General features: G+C 55.8%; 10 protein-coding genes. 2 read left to right on the plus strand and 8 right to left on the minus strand.

The window, feature by feature from the left end:
- Positions 1 to 282: 282 nt before the first annotated feature.
- The 3 genes from rsxC to QGT73_RS04055 are packed head-to-tail and all read right to left on the minus strand — an operon-like array spanning position 283 to position 2,992.
- Positions 283 to 1,623 (minus strand): electron transport complex subunit RsxC, encoded by a 1,341-nt coding sequence (gene rsxC / locus QGT73_RS04045; protein ID WP_280121524.1) that lies wholly within the window; start codon positions 1,621 to 1,623, stop codon positions 283 to 285.
- Positions 1,624 to 1,648: 25 nt separating this feature from the next.
- Positions 1,649 to 2,524, minus strand: coding sequence for an RnfABCDGE type electron transport complex subunit B (locus QGT73_RS04050; RefSeq protein ID WP_280121525.1), 876 nt, complete (start codon positions 2,522 to 2,524; stop codon positions 1,649 to 1,651).
- Between the two features lie 39 nt (positions 2,525 to 2,563).
- On the minus strand, positions 2,564 to 2,992 hold the full coding sequence (locus QGT73_RS04055) for a SoxR reducing system RseC family protein (protein ID WP_280121526.1): 429 nt from the start codon (positions 2,990 to 2,992) through the stop codon (positions 2,564 to 2,566).
- A 365-nt stretch (positions 2,993 to 3,357) separates the two neighbouring features.
- Between QGT73_RS04055 and ahpC the strand changes: the two genes are divergently transcribed.
- Positions 3,358 to 3,924, plus strand: coding sequence for an alkyl hydroperoxide reductase subunit C (ahpC, locus tag QGT73_RS04060; RefSeq protein ID WP_280121527.1), 567 nt, complete (start codon positions 3,358 to 3,360; stop codon positions 3,922 to 3,924).
- Between the two features lie 120 nt (positions 3,925 to 4,044).
- Positions 4,045 to 5,601, plus strand: coding sequence for an alkyl hydroperoxide reductase subunit F (gene ahpF, locus QGT73_RS04065; protein WP_280121528.1), 1,557 nt, complete (start codon positions 4,045 to 4,047; stop codon positions 5,599 to 5,601).
- Between the two features lie 40 nt (positions 5,602 to 5,641).
- On the opposite strand, the gene QGT73_RS04070 is transcribed toward ahpF, so the two are convergent.
- From QGT73_RS04070 to QGT73_RS04090, 5 genes are all read right to left on the minus strand, one after another.
- A complete protein-coding gene (locus QGT73_RS04070) occupies positions 5,642 to 6,808 on the minus strand; it encodes a CD0519/CD1768 family membrane protein (protein WP_280121529.1) in 1,167 nt (388 codons plus the stop codon).
- Between the two features lie 45 nt (positions 6,809 to 6,853).
- The gene (locus QGT73_RS04075; protein WP_280121530.1) at positions 6,854 to 7,876 is read right to left on the minus strand and encodes a porin; all 1,023 of its coding nucleotides are present in this window, start codon (positions 7,874 to 7,876) and stop codon (positions 6,854 to 6,856) included.
- Between the two features lie 217 nt (positions 7,877 to 8,093).
- Positions 8,094 to 10,313 (minus strand): glycoside hydrolase family 3 C-terminal domain-containing protein, encoded by a 2,220-nt coding sequence (locus QGT73_RS04080; RefSeq protein ID WP_280121531.1) that lies wholly within the window; start codon positions 10,311 to 10,313, stop codon positions 8,094 to 8,096.
- Between the two features lie 25 nt (positions 10,314 to 10,338).
- Positions 10,339 to 12,840 carry a glycoside hydrolase family 2 TIM barrel-domain containing protein gene (locus QGT73_RS04085; RefSeq protein WP_280121558.1) on the minus strand — a complete coding sequence of 834 codons (2,502 nt, stop codon included), beginning with the start codon at positions 12,838 to 12,840 and terminating at the stop codon, positions 10,339 to 10,341.
- A 145-nt stretch (positions 12,841 to 12,985) separates the two neighbouring features.
- On the minus strand, positions 12,986 to 15,874 hold the full coding sequence (locus QGT73_RS04090; RefSeq protein WP_280121532.1) for a TIM-barrel domain-containing protein: 2,889 nt from the start codon (positions 15,872 to 15,874) through the stop codon (positions 12,986 to 12,988).
- Between the last annotated feature and the right edge of the window lie 37 nt (positions 15,875 to 15,911).

Below are 15,911 nucleotides of genomic sequence, written 5' to 3' on the forward strand. Positions count from 1 at the left end.
TTGCCGATACGGCCTGGAAAAGCGGACAATCGCCGCTTGACGCTATCCTTGCCCTCGTCTAATAAAGGCGAGCCAAATCATCATGTCTTTACTTTGGCTGAATAGTTACTATGGTTGCTCAAAGTGTTAAAAGAGATAAAATAGTTAAATAAGTTAAGAGGGTTAAAAGAGTTAAGTGTTGAGGGAAAAACAACAAAAAACAGGAGTACAGCATGTAGGAAATATTGCTGTACTCCTGTCTATTAACTTTCTTGACTTTCTTAACTTTATAGACTATAAGAATTACTTGGCAGCGGCGGCGCGGGCGCGCATGGCGGCCATTACTTTGCCTTTGCCTACGCGGATGAAGTCGAGTATCGGTCGTGAAGAGGGGCAAATGTAGCTGCAAGAGCCGCACTCGATGCAGTTGGCTATCTTTTCCTGCTCGGCTTCGTCATACTGCTTCAGACGCGAGAGTGTGCTGAGCAGGAACGGCTCGAGACCCATGGGGCAGACGTTGACACATGCGGCGCAGCGTATGCAGGGTTCCGGTTCGCGACGGTGGGCGTAACGCGGGTCGAGAAGTATGCCCGAGGTGCCTTTGATCATCGGGGTGTTGAGGGTCGATGCGGTGCGTCCCATCATTGGGCCTCCGAGGATAATTTTCTCATATTCCATGCCCGGCTCCACAAGAGTGGACAGCATGGTGCCCAGGGGAACGCGGAGGTTCTTGCCCTCGTTGCCGTCGTGGAGAGTGAGCACTCGGTCAAGGATGGGCTCGTTGTGATAGACGGCGCGATAGACGGCATAGGCTGTGGCTACGTTCTGGACGATGCAGCCTGTGGCGATGGGGAGTGCGCCCGAGGGCACTTCGCGGCCGGTGACGGCTGCGATGAGCTGTTTTTCACCGCCCTGGGGATATTTTACCTGCATGGTCATGACCTCGATGCCGGGAGCAGAGGCACAGGCTTCGGTCATGGCGACTATTGCCTCGGGTTTGTTGTTTTCGATGGCTATGACTGCGCGGTTGACACCGGCGGCACGCACCAGCAGTTGCACGCCCTTGACGATTTCGCGGGCGTTCTCGCGCATGAGCATGTCGTCACACGACAGGCACGGCTCACACTCGGCAGCGTTGATAATGACCACTTCGGCCTTGGAGCCGGGAGGGGGCATTAGTTTTACGTGGGCCGGGAATGTCGCTCCGCCCAGACCTACGATGCCGGCGTCCTTGATGAGCTCGATAATGGCCTTTGAGTCAAGAGCGGCAATCTCAGCGTCGGAGCGTTTGGGCTTGGTGTCGGCCATGGCGGCGGCATCGGCCTCGCGGTCGGCCTCGTCGCTCTTGATGTAGATGGCCTCGACGGGCATGCCCTGAGGAGTGCGGGCGGTGTCAATCTTGACTACGGTGCCCGAGATGGGGGTGTGGACGTGGGCCGACACGAAACCTCCGGCCTCGGCCACACGGTCGCCGCGCTTCACGTGGTCGCCTTTGGCTACGATGGGTTTGGCGGGCGCGCCGATGTGCTGTGCCACCGGGAGCACTACCTCGGCGGGAAGCGGCATGTTGACGATGGGTTTGCCGGCAGCTATCTTGTTTTCAGCGGGATGTACACCGCCGATTTTGAATGTATGCAGTTTCATTAGTGTTAGGGGCTGAAGGGGGTGGTTAGACTGTTGCGGCCTGGGGCTGCTTGTCGGCCTGAGGCTGAGCGGGCTCGGCTTTCTTCACGGGAAAGTTGACAGCGTGGATGGCGTGGGTCGGACACTGGTCGACACACTTCTTGCAGAGCTTGCATTTCTCAAAGTCAATGTAGGCGAGGTTGGAAGCCACAGTGATGGCCTCGTGGGTGCACGACTTGGCACACTTGGCGCAGCCGATACATGCCGCCTTACATTCCTTCATGGCCACGGCACCCTTCTCGCGGTTGGAGCAGGCTACGTAGACACGCATGCCGCGCGGACCTTTGTTGCGCAGCTCGATGATGGCGCGCGGACAAGCTTTGACGCATGCACCGCAGCCCACACATTTGTCTTCGATAACTTCGGGGAGACCTGTCTCGGGATTCATGCGCATAGCACCCCAGGGGCATGCTGTCACACAGTCGCCGCAACCCAGACATCCGCTGGGACAGGCTGACTCGCCGGTGCCGAGCGAAGCGAGCACGGAGCAAGTGGGCGCGCCCTCGAAGCGAGCCAGAGAGGGGCGCAGATCGCATGTGCCGTTACATTTTATGACAGCGATTTTGGGCTTGGCGGCTACAGCAGCCAGTCCGACTATCTCGCCGATTTTCTTCATTGTTTCAGTGCTTGACGAGGGACAGTTGAGGCCGTCGAGAGTGTCGGCACACACGCAGGCCGCGGCAAAGTCGCGACATCCGCTACGTCCGCATCCGCCGCAGTTGGCTCCGGGCAGCAGAGCCTCAACCTCGTCGATGCGAGGATCCTCCTGTACATGAAAACGGCGGGCCACTACAAAGAGCACGGCGGCACCGACGATTCCTATGATTCCGAGGACGATGATTGATAGGATAATAACGTTCATGGTATGTTTTTGAGTTTTAGAATTATAAGGGGATAAGGTTCAGACGGGGCGCACTGTCCATATAATCTTCTGTGCAAGCTTCTTGCGACAGAGATAAAGCCCCAGGTCATAGACGGCGAGTGTAGCAAATCCGGCCACGAGCGAAACGGCTCCGCTTTGCGGCCATATCAGGCGCACACCGAGTATGACGCCTACAAAAAGTATGGTCGGCAGCAGGAGTGCCCACCATGTGGCCCGCAGGGTCGAGCCTGACGAGGCTATCACTTCCACGCGCTGTCCTACGCTGTAACGCGAGGCTATGGGGGTGTCAATGGTAATCGACTCGCCACCACCGTCGGAGCTGTCCTTATTGCACAGCGAAGCCACCGCGCATCCGTCGCAACTGCATGAGCCGTCGGTGCGAAGTGTCAGTGTTGAGTCAGTGACGTGTGTGATAGTGCCGGAGTGTGTGACGTAATCCTGCTTCATGGTAATAATTCGCCACAAAGTTACAGTTTTTCTAAAAAACTCGCAACTTTTATGTTTAAAGAGTTTACAAGATGTGTGTTTCTCGACAATCTGATGTATTGCATCGAGGTGATGTGTCGGGAAAACTGTCGTGTATGTATTATTTAACAGGCAATGCTATATATTCTTAAATCATGGGAGAGGGGGGTGAACCATGGGGCGACCGGGCATGTTGTAATTGGCGAAAACAGCTTCACGGAGAGGCTGTGGACAATACCATATTGTGTTAGAATTATATGATGACAGCATTATAGAATAAGAAACAAAAAACGTGAACGACAACATTAAAAAATAACAATCAAAAAACAACAAACAAGAAACAGAAAATGGAATCAATTATCAACACTCACATCCCCGAATTTAAAGTACAGGCTTATCACAACGGCGAGTTCAAGACCGTGACCGATAAGGATGTGCTTGGCAAGTGGGCTGTATTTTTCTTCTATCCCGCCGACTTTACCTTTGTATGCCCTACCGAGCTGGAGGACATGGCCGAGAAGTATGAGGAATTCAAGCGTCTCGGAGTGGAGGTCTATTCGGTGAGCACCGATTCGCATTTCGTGCACAAGGCATGGCATGACGCGTCGGACAGCATCAAGAAGATACAGTATCCTATGCTTGCCGACCCGACCGGTGTGTTAAGCCGTGCGTTCGGAGTGATGATCGAGGAGGACGGCATGGCCTACCGAGGCACATTTGTCAGCAATCCCGAGGGTCTTATCAAGCTCGTCGAGATTCAGGACAACAGCATCGGCCGTAATGCCGAGGAGCTTCTCCGCAGGGTGGAGGCCGCACAGTTTGTGGCCACTCACGACGGCGAGGTTTGCCCGGCAAAGTGGAAGCAGGGTCAGTCGACTCTCAAGCCCAGCATTGATCTTGTAGGCAAAATCTGACCTCGGGTCTGATATTTGTCAGAAAACTTAACCGGGGGGAGACATAGGGACATCAATCCGTTAGCGGGTCGGTCGGCTGTGTCTCTCTCCTTATTTATTTAATCAACAAAACATACAATTATGCTTGATCAGGAAATACTTCAGCAACTTAAGGGAATCTTTGCTAAAATAAAGTCGCGGATAACGTTCAGCATGCAGTCGAAGGGTGAGTCGGAGGCTTCGGCCGAGATGGCATCCTTTCTTGACGATGTGGCTTCGACGTCGGATAAGTTTGACGTGCACAAGGCGGAGGCCGATGTCGAGGCTCCGACTTTCGAGATAGTGCGTGACGGCACTCCGACCGGAGTGAGGTTTTGCGGCATACCCAACGGCCATGAGTTTACCACGCTGCTGCTGGCTGTGCTCAATGCCGACGGACAGGGTAAGAATCTGCCCGACGAGGCCTTGTGTGCGCGCATCAAGGCTCTGAAAGGTCCGGTGAAGCTACGCACGTTTGTGTCGCTGACCTGTACCAATTGTCCGGATGTGGCTCAGGCTCTTAATGTGATAGCGTTGCTCAATCCGGGCGTGGAAAACACTGTGACCGACGGTGCCGTGGTGCCCGCGTTGGTCGAGGAGCTTAACATTCAGTCGGTGCCGACGGTCTATGCCGACGGGACGTGTCTGAGTGTGGGCCGTTCGTCGCTCGGCGATCTGCTCGAGAAACTTGAGACGCTCTACGGGGCTGACGAGAACGCGCAGGTGTCGCCCGTGACGCGCGAGTATGACGTCGTGGTGATGGGCGGAGGTCCGGCCGGCGCGTCGGCTGCCATCTATTGTGCCCGCAAGGGTTTCAACACGGCTGTGGTGGCCAAGGCTATCGGCGGTCAGGTGCGTGAGACGTTGGGTATAGAGAACATGATTTCGGTGCCCAAGACCACGGGCTCAAAATTTGCGGCCGACCTCAAGGAGCATCTGGGCGAATATGCGATAGATGTATTTGAGAACCGTACGGTCGACTCGGCTCAGGTGGACGGTCAGTCAAAAGTGCTGACCTGTGGCAACGAGACTTTCAAGAGCAAGGCTCTGATAATTGCCACAGGAGCCGGATGGCGACGCCTGTCGGTGGACGGCGAGGCCGAGCATATAGGTCACGGCGTGGCATTCTGTACGCATTGCGACGGTCCGTTCTATGCCGGTATGCGTGTGGCTGTGGTCGGCGGCGGCAATTCGGGCATCGAGGCTGCCATAGATATGGCGGGAATGTGTCCGCATGTCGATGTGTTTGAATATATGGATTCGCTCAAGGCCGACGGTGTGTTGCAGTCCAAAGTTGCGTCGCTCCCTAATGTGGATATACATCTGTCGTCGCAGGTGATGGAAATCGTAGGTGACGGCAGGGGTGTGTCGGGCATCAAGGTCAAGGACCGTGTGTCGGGCGCAGAGACAGTCTATCCGGTCTCGGGAGTGTTTGTACAGGTGGGTCTTGTGCCCAACAGTTCGCTGTTTGCCGGTATGTTGCCGATGACCAAGGGTGGCGAAATCATAGTCGACGAGCGTTGCCGCACGTCGGTGACCGGTGTCTATGCCGCCGGTGATGTCACCAATGTGCCTTACAAGCAGATAATCGTTGCTATGGGCGAAGGTGCCAAAGCTGCCCTGTCGGTATTTGAGGATGCAATGAGGTCTGTTCTCTGATAGTTTATAGAGTTTAGAGTTTATAGAGTTTATAAACTTTCTAAACTATAAGAGTATAGACCATGTGGGCTACGATGGCGGCGATGAGACCTCCGATGGTGTGGGAAAGAATGGCTTTGGGGGTTAGTTCGCGATAGCCGAGTGAGTCGAGCATGGCTGTGTGGGTGCTGAGATAACCGCTCCAGCACATGCCTATGGCTGTGAATACGGCTATGGCGTTGCCGTCGATCCATCCTTGTGCGGCGAAGTTGGGCACGAGGCTCAGGGCCGCGCCTACGGCTCCGAGGGCTGTGATGGGGAAGGCTACGAGATGGGGGTCGTTGAACCCGAAGAGCCACTGAAACACTACGTCAATCTTTGAGGCGAGCCAGGGGAGCAGTTCGATACCTTCATAGGCGGCTCCCGTGTAACCTTCGGCCGATGCTCCGAAGGTGAGTATCATCACAAGCGTCGAGATGATGAGCACGCCGGGAATGATGGCTATGCCGACGTCGACACCTGTGCGTCCGCCGTCAAGCAGCGAGTTGAGCACGCGGATGAATGTTGATTTCGACTCCACGGTCGCCTCCTTCTCTTCGGGATGGTCGGTGTCGGCTGCGATGGCGTCCTCGTTGGCAAACGAGGGGTAGGCCTTTATGACGAAATACTGCATGAGACGTGTCGAGACGATGCATCCGCAGAACGCGCCGAAGAGGCCTATAAGCGGTTCGATATAGTAGCCTTGTCCGACCATGAAGACCATGACCAGAAGGCCCATGCCGAAAGCTGTGCCGAAGTTGGTGAGAGAGATGTATTGATATTTCTTGAAGTAGCGGCAGAAGCGTCGGCCCTGCGAGAGCGAGATGATGGCGGGATTGTCGCTGAGAAATGTCATGGTCGCTCCGAGTGCGGCCACGCCGGGGAGGTTGAAGAGGGGGCGCATGAGGGGGCGCAGGATGTTTTCGAGGAGTTTGACCACGCCAAATTCTACAAAAAGTCGTCCGATGGCTCCGGTGACCACACATATGCCCATGAGGTAAAACACAGTGTTGAGCAGCAGGTCGTGGGCTGTGTGCATGATGGTGTTGAGCATGTTGGGGATGCCCATAATCGAGCCGATGTACCAGAATAGACCGATTACGATGGCCAGACACGGCACTCCAGTCGGGATGAGGCGGGTGAGGGAGAATGGACGCGATGCGGCCGGGGTGTTTTCAAGCTGTTGCATTGTGATTGGATGGTATGGAGGTAAGGATTCAGATGGGGGGGAGGATTATCGTTTGAACGAGAGGAGGTTCATGTTCCACTTCACGCCGACGTCCACGAGTGTGGTCTTGTTTTGCATCACGTCGGCCGAGTTGGCGTTTTTACCCCATGAGTAAAACACGTTGGCGTGCACTCGCAGGGTGCTGCGCTTGTCGGCCAGGGGGAAATATTCGACACCGGCACCGGCCATCTTCAGTTCGGTGCCCGGAGCTACGCAGAGGTCGGCGTCCGAGCGGGTGTTGTTGACGTCATAGGTCATCTTGCCGAATACTTTCCATCGCTGAGAGGGAGTGTAGGCAATCTCGCCCATCACCGACATGTCGCGCAGCAGGAATGTCTGGCCCGACGAGGCGCGGTTCATGAGGTCGAGCTCAAGCGAGAGGCGTCCGAATGAGAATTTATTGCCGAGAGCGAGATAACTGATGTAATGTCCGGGAGCATATTCGATGAGGTTGGCTGACCATATGGAGCTGTATATGCCGTGGGAGCCGTTCCACATGAGGTTGTAGGCATACATGTCGCGGTCGGATGGGGTGAAGAAGGGGCTTTCGCAAAACTGGAACGTGAGACGGTCGGATGCCGACGGCCGGAAGCTGACTGACGCTCCGATTTCGTAGCAGGGGATGTTGTTCCAGAACACCGAGCATCCGTAGAGGTCAATCGGCGCGCGGTCATATTCCCATCCGCCGATGGCCACTACCTGCTTGCCTCCGGCCACCGACCAGCGGCCGAAATCATAGTTGAGGTATATCCAGTCGGTGGCGTCAAAAAACGAAGCGTCCTTGTGGGGCTTGTTGAGCCGTTGTCTCCATGAGTAGCTCAGAGCGTCGGTGATGTTGCCGTCGGCTTGGATGTTGATGTATTTGCCTTCAAATCCGGAGTTGTCTTTGACTGTCTTTCCGTCATTCCAGTCGCGCTGATAGTCGAGGCGAGCCTCGGCCTGAAATTTCAGAAGGGTGTCGGTGGCCGGCTCGTCGGCATGTGCATACACTGCGGTGGCCGCACATAGGGCAAGGAATATTTTTCTCATGATGATTGGTATAATTTAAGGTAAGGCAAAGATATGGCAAATTTCACATATTTTTGTATAAAAGGGATGAAAATTTTGTGATACTAAAAGACAAAAGCCCCGAAAGAGACAAAAGTTTTATGCTCATCGGTTGCTAATCAGGTATTTATGCAACCTGTTAAAACTTTATGTCTCTCTTGGGACTTTTGTCGTCAGCGCGTGTGAGACGCGTTTATGTCTACTTTTTCAGTTCAAACGGTATGGTGGCGCGGATGTCGGTCGAGGATGAGCCTATGTAGGCTTTGAACCGGCCCGGCTCGGCAATCCATGACGATGAGGCGGGGTCGTAAAACTTGAGATCATCGCCTGTTACGGTAAAGGTCACTGTCTGCTCGGCTCCGGGGGCGAGGGTGATTTTGTCAAAACCCTTGAGTTCCTTGACGGGGCGAAGCACCGAGGCTTCGTCATCGCCGATGTAGAGCTGGACAGTCTCCTTGCCCTCGCGGCTGCCGGTGTTTTTAACGGGGATTGTGATGGTGAGAGTCTCGCCCTCGCCGATGGTCTTGGCCGAAGCGACAGGCTTGCCGTAGATGAAGGAGGTGTAGCTCAGGCCGTGGCCAAACGGATAGAGGGCCGGGATTTTCTTGGTGTCGTGCCAGCGGTAGCCCACGAGCACATCCTCAAGATATTCCTGCCTGATGGAGTCGCCGGGATAGGAAATGGCACCGAAATGATGCGCGCCGTTGTCCTCGAGACGGGCAGGGAAGGAGAAGGGGAGCTTGCCCGAGGGGTTTACCTTGCCCGAGAGCACGTTGGCAATCGACTTGCCGGCCATTGAGCCGAGATACCAGCCCTGGACAATGGCAGGCACTTTTTTCTCCCACGGCATCTCGACGGCATTGCCGCTCAGGAGCACAACCACGAGATTGGGATTGACGGCCGCAAGTTCATCGATAAGGGTGGGCTGTCCGAAGGGGAGTCCGTATTCCTGACGGTCGCCGCCCTCGCAGTCCTGGAAATGGTTTTTGTTGAGTCCGCCGACAAATATCACGAGTCCGGCTTCGCGGGCCATCTCTACGGCCTTGGCGCGGAGCGAGTCGGTAACCTCGGGGGAGATTACATCGGCGTGGCCATACATCGGGCGGCCCGACATGTAGCCTTGGGTGTACTCGATTTTGTCGCCGTAGAGGTTTCTGAGTCCGTCGAGCGGAGTTACGATATCCTTAGGTTTGAGTTCCGACGAGCCGCCTCCGGCCATGAGGTTGCGGGTGGCGTTCTCGCCCACCACAAGAATCTTGCCATAGCGGTCGGCGTCGATGGGGAGCAGGGCGGGCTGCTTTTTGGCTACGGGAGCGTTTTTGAGCAGTACGATACCCTCGTTGCCAATCTCCTCGGCCACGGCATAGTGTTCGGGAGTGGCTACGGAGCCATAGGGCTTCTGACGATTGGCGGCCGTGCGGAAATTAAGGCGCAGCAGACGGCGCACCTTGTCGTCGAGTCCCGACACGGGCACTTCGCCCTTCTCGAGCATGGCGAGATAAGGGTTGGCAAGGTAATAGTCGTCGGTGGTAAACTCGCTTTCCGAGGTCAGGCCGTTGGTGTAGGAGCCCATCTCGAGGTCAAGACCGTAGAGTGCGGCCTCGCGTGTGTCGTGCGCGCCGCCCCAGTCGGTGATGACCACTCCGTCAAACTGCCAGTCGTCCTTGAGAATCTTGTTGAGGATAAGTTCGTTGTGACAGGCATGCTGGCCGCGCACCTTGTTGTAGGCTCCCATTATGCTCCATGCCTTGCCCTCCTCGACAGCTTTTTTGAAAGCAGGGAGATATATCTCGTAGAGCGCGCGGTCGCTGAGATTGACATCGATGTGGCCGCGCCACTGCTCCTGGTTGTTGAGCGCGTAGTGCTTGACACAGGCTGCGACACCGTTTTTCTGCATCTCGCGGATATAAGGCACGACGAGTACGCCGGCCAGATAGGGGTCTTCGCCCATATACTCGAAGTTGCGGCCGTTGAGCGGAGTGCGGTAGATGTTGACGCCCGGGCCGAGCATCACGTCTTTCTCGCGATAGAGAGCTTCTTCGGCCAGGGCGTTGCCATAGAGCCCCGAGAGAGAGGGATTCCATGTGGCGGCCAGTGCCGTGAGGGCCGGGAAGGCGGTAATTGAGTCGTTGGTGCGACGTGAGTAGCCCCAGTCGTTCCAGTTGATTTCGGCACGCACGCCGTGGGGGCCGTCGCTCATCCAGAGGTCGGGGATGCCGAGACGCGGCACACCGGCCGAGGCAAATTTGCCCTCGGCGTGACACATGGCCACCTTCTCGCGGAGGGTCATACGCTTGAGCGCGTCCTCGACACGCTCTTCAATGGGGCGCGACTCGTCCTGATAGACCGGCACTTCGGCCTGTGATACAGACGAGAACGACATCATAAAAGCCAGTATTGGCAGTGTATAGTGTTTCATATCAACAAAAATTTTTCCAAAGGTACTATAAAATCCTTATACTGTTGTTATAGTTGGCGTTGACCACCGTTGTGGTGGGACGCAGTGATGGCGATGTGGCCGTTATGGTGACAGGGCCTTCTGTGCCGTCGCTCTGCACGATGAGCATGGCTTTACCATAGAAGGCTTTGCGCTTGTTGTCCTTGAACCGTTCGAGCGATGTGGGCGAGCCGTTGTCGACACCGGCGTTGAAGCCTGCGCCGGTGACGTCAAATGTCACCAGATTGTCGGCCAGCGGACAGAGGTTGCCGGAGCGGTCAATGATTTCCACAAGCACATAGCTGAGGTCTTTGCCATCAGCTGTAATCATGGAGCGGTCGGGGGTGAGGCGTATGGCGTAAGGCTCGCCGGCTGTGCGTATGATTTTTTCAGCCACCATGCGTCCGTCCTTCCGGCTCACGGCGCGGAGTGTGCCGGGCTCGAAGGGTAGACGCCACGACACATGATATTTGCCCGGCTCGAGTGAACGGATGCCCTGCGACTCGCCGTTGAGGAAGAGCTCTACTTCATCGGCATTGTTGTAGTAGGCCCACATGTCTACGGTCTGTCCGGGCTCCCAGTTCCAGTGAGGGAAGAGGTGTAGCACCGGGGTGTCGGGACGCCATTGCGACTTATACATATAATATATGTCCTTGGGGATACCGGCCAGGTCGACGATGCCGAAATAGGAACTGCGCGCGGGCCATCCGAAGGGAGTGGGTTCACCGAGATAGTCGAAACCTGTCCATACAAACTGGCCCGAGATGAAATCTTTCTCCTGTACGTGGCGCATGGTGCCCTCGTGGGTGTTGCCCCAGGGCACGTGGCAGTTATCGTAGGAGGAGCATGAGAATGACTCGTCATAGAAGGGTATGTCCCAGCGCACGGGCCATATGTACATCGAGTCGGAGGGCATGCGGTAATAGCCGCGGGTCATCAGACCGGAGACACTCTCGGTGATGATGAACGGTTTGCCGGGAAACCATTTCGGCACCGAGTCAAACCAGTCGTCGTGATAATTGTAGCCGATGAGGTCGAGCGCGCCCGAGCGAAAGAGGTGATTGCCCGGATCGGGCTCGTTGCATCCGGCAGTGATGGGGCGGGTAGGGTCGAGGCTGCGGGTCATGTCGGCCAGCTTGCGTGTGAGCATTGAGTTGACGCTCATTTCGTCGCCTTCGGCCGCAAGTTTGTCCTTGCCGTGGCCGAAGTTGAGTATCAGGTTGGCCTCCTCGAGCGAGAGAGTGTCGGCACTGGCATCGTTCCACTGCTCGAGTACTTCGTTGCCGATGCTGTTGATGATTACCGAGGGATGGTTGCGGTCGCGGCGTATGAGGTCGGAGAGGTCGCGCTCGTGCCATTCGTCGAAATAGCGCGAGTAGTCGTGAGAGGTTTTCTTCTTGCGCCACATGTCGAAGGTCTCGTCCATGACGAGTATGCCCATGCGGTCACACAGGTCGAGCACTTCGGGAGCGGGTGGATTGTGGGAGGCACGATAGGCGTTGGCACCCATCTCCTTGAGTATTTCGAGCTGACGTTCGAGTGCGCGGGTGTTGACAGCCGCGCCGAGCGCGCCGAGGTCGTGGTGCATGCACACGCCGTTGATTTTCATCGGGCGGCCGTTGAGTGAAAACCCTTTTTTTGCGTCGAAATTAAAGTAGCGGAGTCCGGTGTTGATCTCGTAGAAGTCAATCATCTGTCCGGTCTTGGCGTCCTGGACAAATGTGACGAGTTTATAGAGATATGGGTCGTCGGTGCTCCATAGATGAGGATTGGCGATGTCGAGGGTGGAGTTGAGAGTCACTTCAGGCTTTTTGCGGGTGAGAGTGACAGTCAGCGGCTCGGTCTTGGCCAGCATTTTACCGCTGCCAAGAAGAGCTGAGTAGAGCTGCACTTTGCGAGTGTCGCGTGTGTGGCTCACCAGTTGGGTGGCGATGTCGATGGTGGCCAGAGAGTCGGTGACGGCTGTCATGACGTGTTGTCCCCACAGAGGGATGTGGATGTCGCCGTGAGAGCGGAGCCACACGTTGCGATAAATGCCGCAGCCGGAATACCAGCGGGAGTTGGGCTGCTCGGCATTGTCGACGCGCACGGCTATGACGTTGTCGCCGTCACGGTCGAGCCACGGGGTAAGGTCATAGCTGAACGGAGCATAGCCGTAGGGGCGTGTGCCGAGTTCATGTCCATTGATGTAGACGGTCGAGTTCATGTAGGCACCGTCAAAATCAATCATCAGATTGCTACGTTTCTGGATATCGTTAAGAGAGAACGTCTTGCGATACCATCCCACTCCGCCCGGAAGAGCTCCGCCGCCTGTGCCTGAGGGGTTTGACTCGGAAAAATCGCCCTCAATAGCCCAGTCGTGGGGGAGTGAGAGGCTGCGCCAGTGAGAGTCGTCATAGGAGGAGTCCTTATAGTGAGCCGAGTCGGCAAGCATGAACTTCCATCCGTCGTTAAACGACTCTGAGCGCGGGTCGCGCGCGTATGTGAAAAAAGTGGCAGCCACGCCCATGAGGGCGAGACATGCCACTTTTAAATAATTTACCTTAGAAAGCACCTTTTTTAATTAGTAATTAGCAATTAGTAATTAGCAATTAGTAATCTTTTGTTCAATTAGTAATCTTCTGACAATTAATAATTAAACAAAAGATTGCTAATTATAATTTAACGCTCTTGGCTGAGCCGTTGTAGGCTACTGTCACGCCCTTGTTGGCGCGGTCAAAGCCGCGGGGCTTGTCTTTCGACACCTTCACGATGTTGAATTTACGTGTGGTGAGCATGCCGGGGAATCGTCCCTGACGCTCTCCGATGACAAGTGTCGACTTGGCATCGTCCCAACGCATGGGAATGATGGTGTACTGGCCTTTCTCGTAGTTGTAGTTCAGACCTTCGTCCTCATAGAGCAGGAACTCACCGTTCTCGCCGGCATAGACGTATAGGTCGATGATGTCGGCTGACTTTTCGGCACTCCACTGCATGGAGGGACCGAAGGGAATGATGGAGCCGGAGCGGGCGTAGAGAGGTATGCGCTCATAGGGAGCGGGAACATTGAGAGTCTGTCCTCCGTCGACGGCTTTGCCGGTGTAGAAATCATACCATGTGGCACCGGCGGGGAAGTATACCTCGCGCGATGTGGCACCGTAGGTGTAGACGGGAGCTACGAGCAGGGCGGGACCAAACATGTATTCGTCGCCGATGTTGCGTGTGGCCTTGTCGGCCGTGAAGTCCATGACGAGCGGACGCATGATGGTGTAGTCCTTGAAGTGGGTCATGCCGGCAAGCGAGTAGATATAGGGCATGAGGTCGTAACGCAGTTTGGTGTAGTAGACCACCGACTTGTAGGCGGGATGTGACTCGGGAGCGATGTTGAAGATTTCGCGATAGGGCCACTGGCCGTGGGCACGGAAGAGGGGCGAGAATGCGCCAAACTGATACCAGCGAGTGTTGAGTTCGCGCCACTCTTTCATGTCGGGAGTCTCTCGACCGGTCTTGGCGGCTTCGGCAGCGGCGGCTACATAACGGTCTTCGACGCAGAATCCGCCTATGTCCTGGGTCCAGTAGGGGATGCCTGAGGCCGCAAAGTTTAGGCCGGCTGAAATCTGGGCTTTCATGTCTTCCCAGCGGGTGGCAATGTCACCGCTCCATGTGGCGGTGGAGTAACGCTGCTGGCCGGCAAATCCCGAGCGGGTCAGCAGGAAGACGCGCTTGTCGGGGTCGACTCCGCGCTGTCCGTCATAGATGGCCTCAGCATTCATGAGACCGTAAGCATTGAAATATTTGGTAGATGGGCCGAGTGCAGTTGGTGTGATAAGGTCTTTGCGATACTGTAAGTCGGTGCAGTCGCGAATGTTGGGCTCGGAGGCGTCCATCCACCAGGCGTCTATGCCGAGGGGATAGTAGTGTTCCTCCATCTGGTGCCAGAAGAGTTTGCGGGCATCGGGGTCGTAGGCGTCATAGAATGAGCTGAGATAGCCGGGGCCTACCCAGTCGCGTATGCTGTCCTGAACGGGGAGCTTATACATCCAGCCGTTCTTGTCAAACTCCTTGTAGTGGTCGGTGGTGACGTAGAATTTGGGCCATACCGAAATCATCACGCGTCCGTTCATGGCGTGAATCGAGTCGACCATGCCTTTGGGGTCGGGGAAACGGTCGCGGTCAAACTCGTGGCTACCCCAAGAATCTTCCTTCCAGTGGAGCCAGTCGATGACGATGTTGTCGATGGGGATGTTGCGACGGCGAAATTCGGCGAGAGTCGAGAGCACCTCTTCCTGGGTGTTGTACTTTTCGCGGCTCTGCCAGTAGCCCATCACCCATTTGGCCATGATGGGGGCTTTGCCGGTGAGAGTGCGGTAACCCTTGATGACATCGTCCATGTCGTCGCCATATATAAAGTAATAGTCGATCTGCGACTGCATTTCGCCCCACCAGCTCATCTGCATCTGCTCCTTGTCGCTGCGTGGCGAGTAGGCGCGCAGACCGCAGTAGGCTACGGAGCCGTTGGGCTGCCACTCGATCTTGACGGGCACACGCTGTCCGGCCTCGAGATTGACGCTGAATTTGTAGGAATTGGGGTTCCAGGCAGTGCGCCAGCGTTGGGGGACTACTTCCTTGCCGTCGATGGTTACGGTGATGTAGCCCGAGTAGTAGAGTATGAACTTGTATTCGCCCGACTCGGTGGCTTCGATGTCGCCTTCATATTCCACATGGCTGCCAGAGTAGTTGAAATCCTGCGGGAGATTGACCACATGCTTGAGCTCCTTGCGTATGAGATGCTCGAAGTAGATGGAGTCCTCGCGCTGCACTATCTGAGGAGTGTCGGCCCCCTTGGGAGTGTAGGTGCCTGTCAGCGCGCCTTCCTTGCCATCCTTGTCATAAATCTTGAACACCTGGCCGAGCTGGCGGTAGGGCTCGGGGTTGCCGAAGCGGCACAGCGAATAGCTGTCCCAGAGGATGCCGTAGTTGTCGGTCGACACCACGAAGGGCACCGACACCTTGGTATTATATTGGAAAAGTTCTTCGTTGCGTCCCTTGTAGTTGAATTCGTCGCTCTGATGCTGACCGAGTCCGTAGATGCCCTCCTCGTCGCTCAGAGATTCGAATACCTGGCGCACGGTGTAGCCTTTGGTGTCCTCGACCTCTATGGGCGAAAATTCGCGTCCGCCGTCGGCTTCCGACACTATCAGCCGGCCATCCTTGTCGTAAAATTTGACGTCGCCCGAGGCGAGGCTGACGGTGGCCCGCACTTCGGAGGTGATGACCGAGATAGCCGAGTCGGCCTCCTCGACGGTAAATTGTGTTTTATTCTCCTGCGGCACTACCACAAGGCTGCCGTCGTTGGCAAATTTCTTGTCGGGAGTGGCCGATACGCGGATGATTTTGTCGCCAAGCACTTGCAGACGCACTTTGCGGACACCATTCTCCGTCGCCGGGGTGAGATTGACAGTAATCCCGTTGTCGTTCTTACTGTACTTGCCTTCGGAGCAGCCGGTCATGACCATGGCCAGAGCCGCGCTCAACAGGGAAGCCGAGAAATGTCGAAATTTCATGGAGTTAGTTTTTATGACGCGGATGCCCTGGAGGACA

The organism is Duncaniella muricolitica (genome assembly GCF_910574735.1).
Taxonomy (GTDB): Bacteria; Bacteroidota; Bacteroidia; order Bacteroidales; family Muribaculaceae; genus Duncaniella; species Duncaniella muricolitica.

What these genes read in the sequence shown, in the direction of transcription:
- QGT73_RS04050 (WP_280121525.1), bottom strand. Translation starts at nt 2,524, where the DNA reads ATGAACGTTATTATCCTATCAATCATCGTCCTCGGAATCATAGGAATC.
- QGT73_RS04070 (WP_280121529.1), bottom strand. Translation starts at nt 6,808, where the DNA reads ATGCAACAGCTTGAAAACACCCCGGCCGCATCGCGTCCATTCTCCCTC.
- QGT73_RS04055 (WP_280121526.1), bottom strand. Translation starts at nt 2,992, where the DNA reads ATGAAGCAGGATTACGTCACACACTCCGGCACTATCACACACGTCACT.
- QGT73_RS04075 (WP_280121530.1), bottom strand. Translation starts at nt 7,876, where the DNA reads ATGAGAAAAATATTCCTTGCCCTATGTGCGGCCACCGCAGTGTATGCA.
- ahpC (WP_280121527.1), top strand. Translation starts at nt 3,358, where the DNA reads ATGGAATCAATTATCAACACTCACATCCCCGAATTTAAAGTACAGGCT.
- ahpF (WP_280121528.1), top strand. Translation starts at nt 4,045, where the DNA reads ATGCTTGATCAGGAAATACTTCAGCAACTTAAGGGAATCTTTGCTAAA.
- QGT73_RS04085 (WP_280121558.1), bottom strand. Translation starts at nt 12,840, where the DNA reads ATGGGCGTGGCTGCCACTTTTTTCACATACGCGCGCGACCCGCGCTCA.
- rsxC (WP_280121524.1), bottom strand. Translation starts at nt 1,623, where the DNA reads ATGAAACTGCATACATTCAAAATCGGCGGTGTACATCCCGCTGAAAAC.
- QGT73_RS04080 (WP_280121531.1), bottom strand. Translation starts at nt 10,313, where the DNA reads ATGAAACACTATACACTGCCAATACTGGCTTTTATGATGTCGTTCTCG.
- QGT73_RS04090 (WP_280121532.1), bottom strand. Translation starts at nt 15,874, where the DNA reads ATGAAATTTCGACATTTCTCGGCTTCCCTGTTGAGCGCGGCTCTGGCC.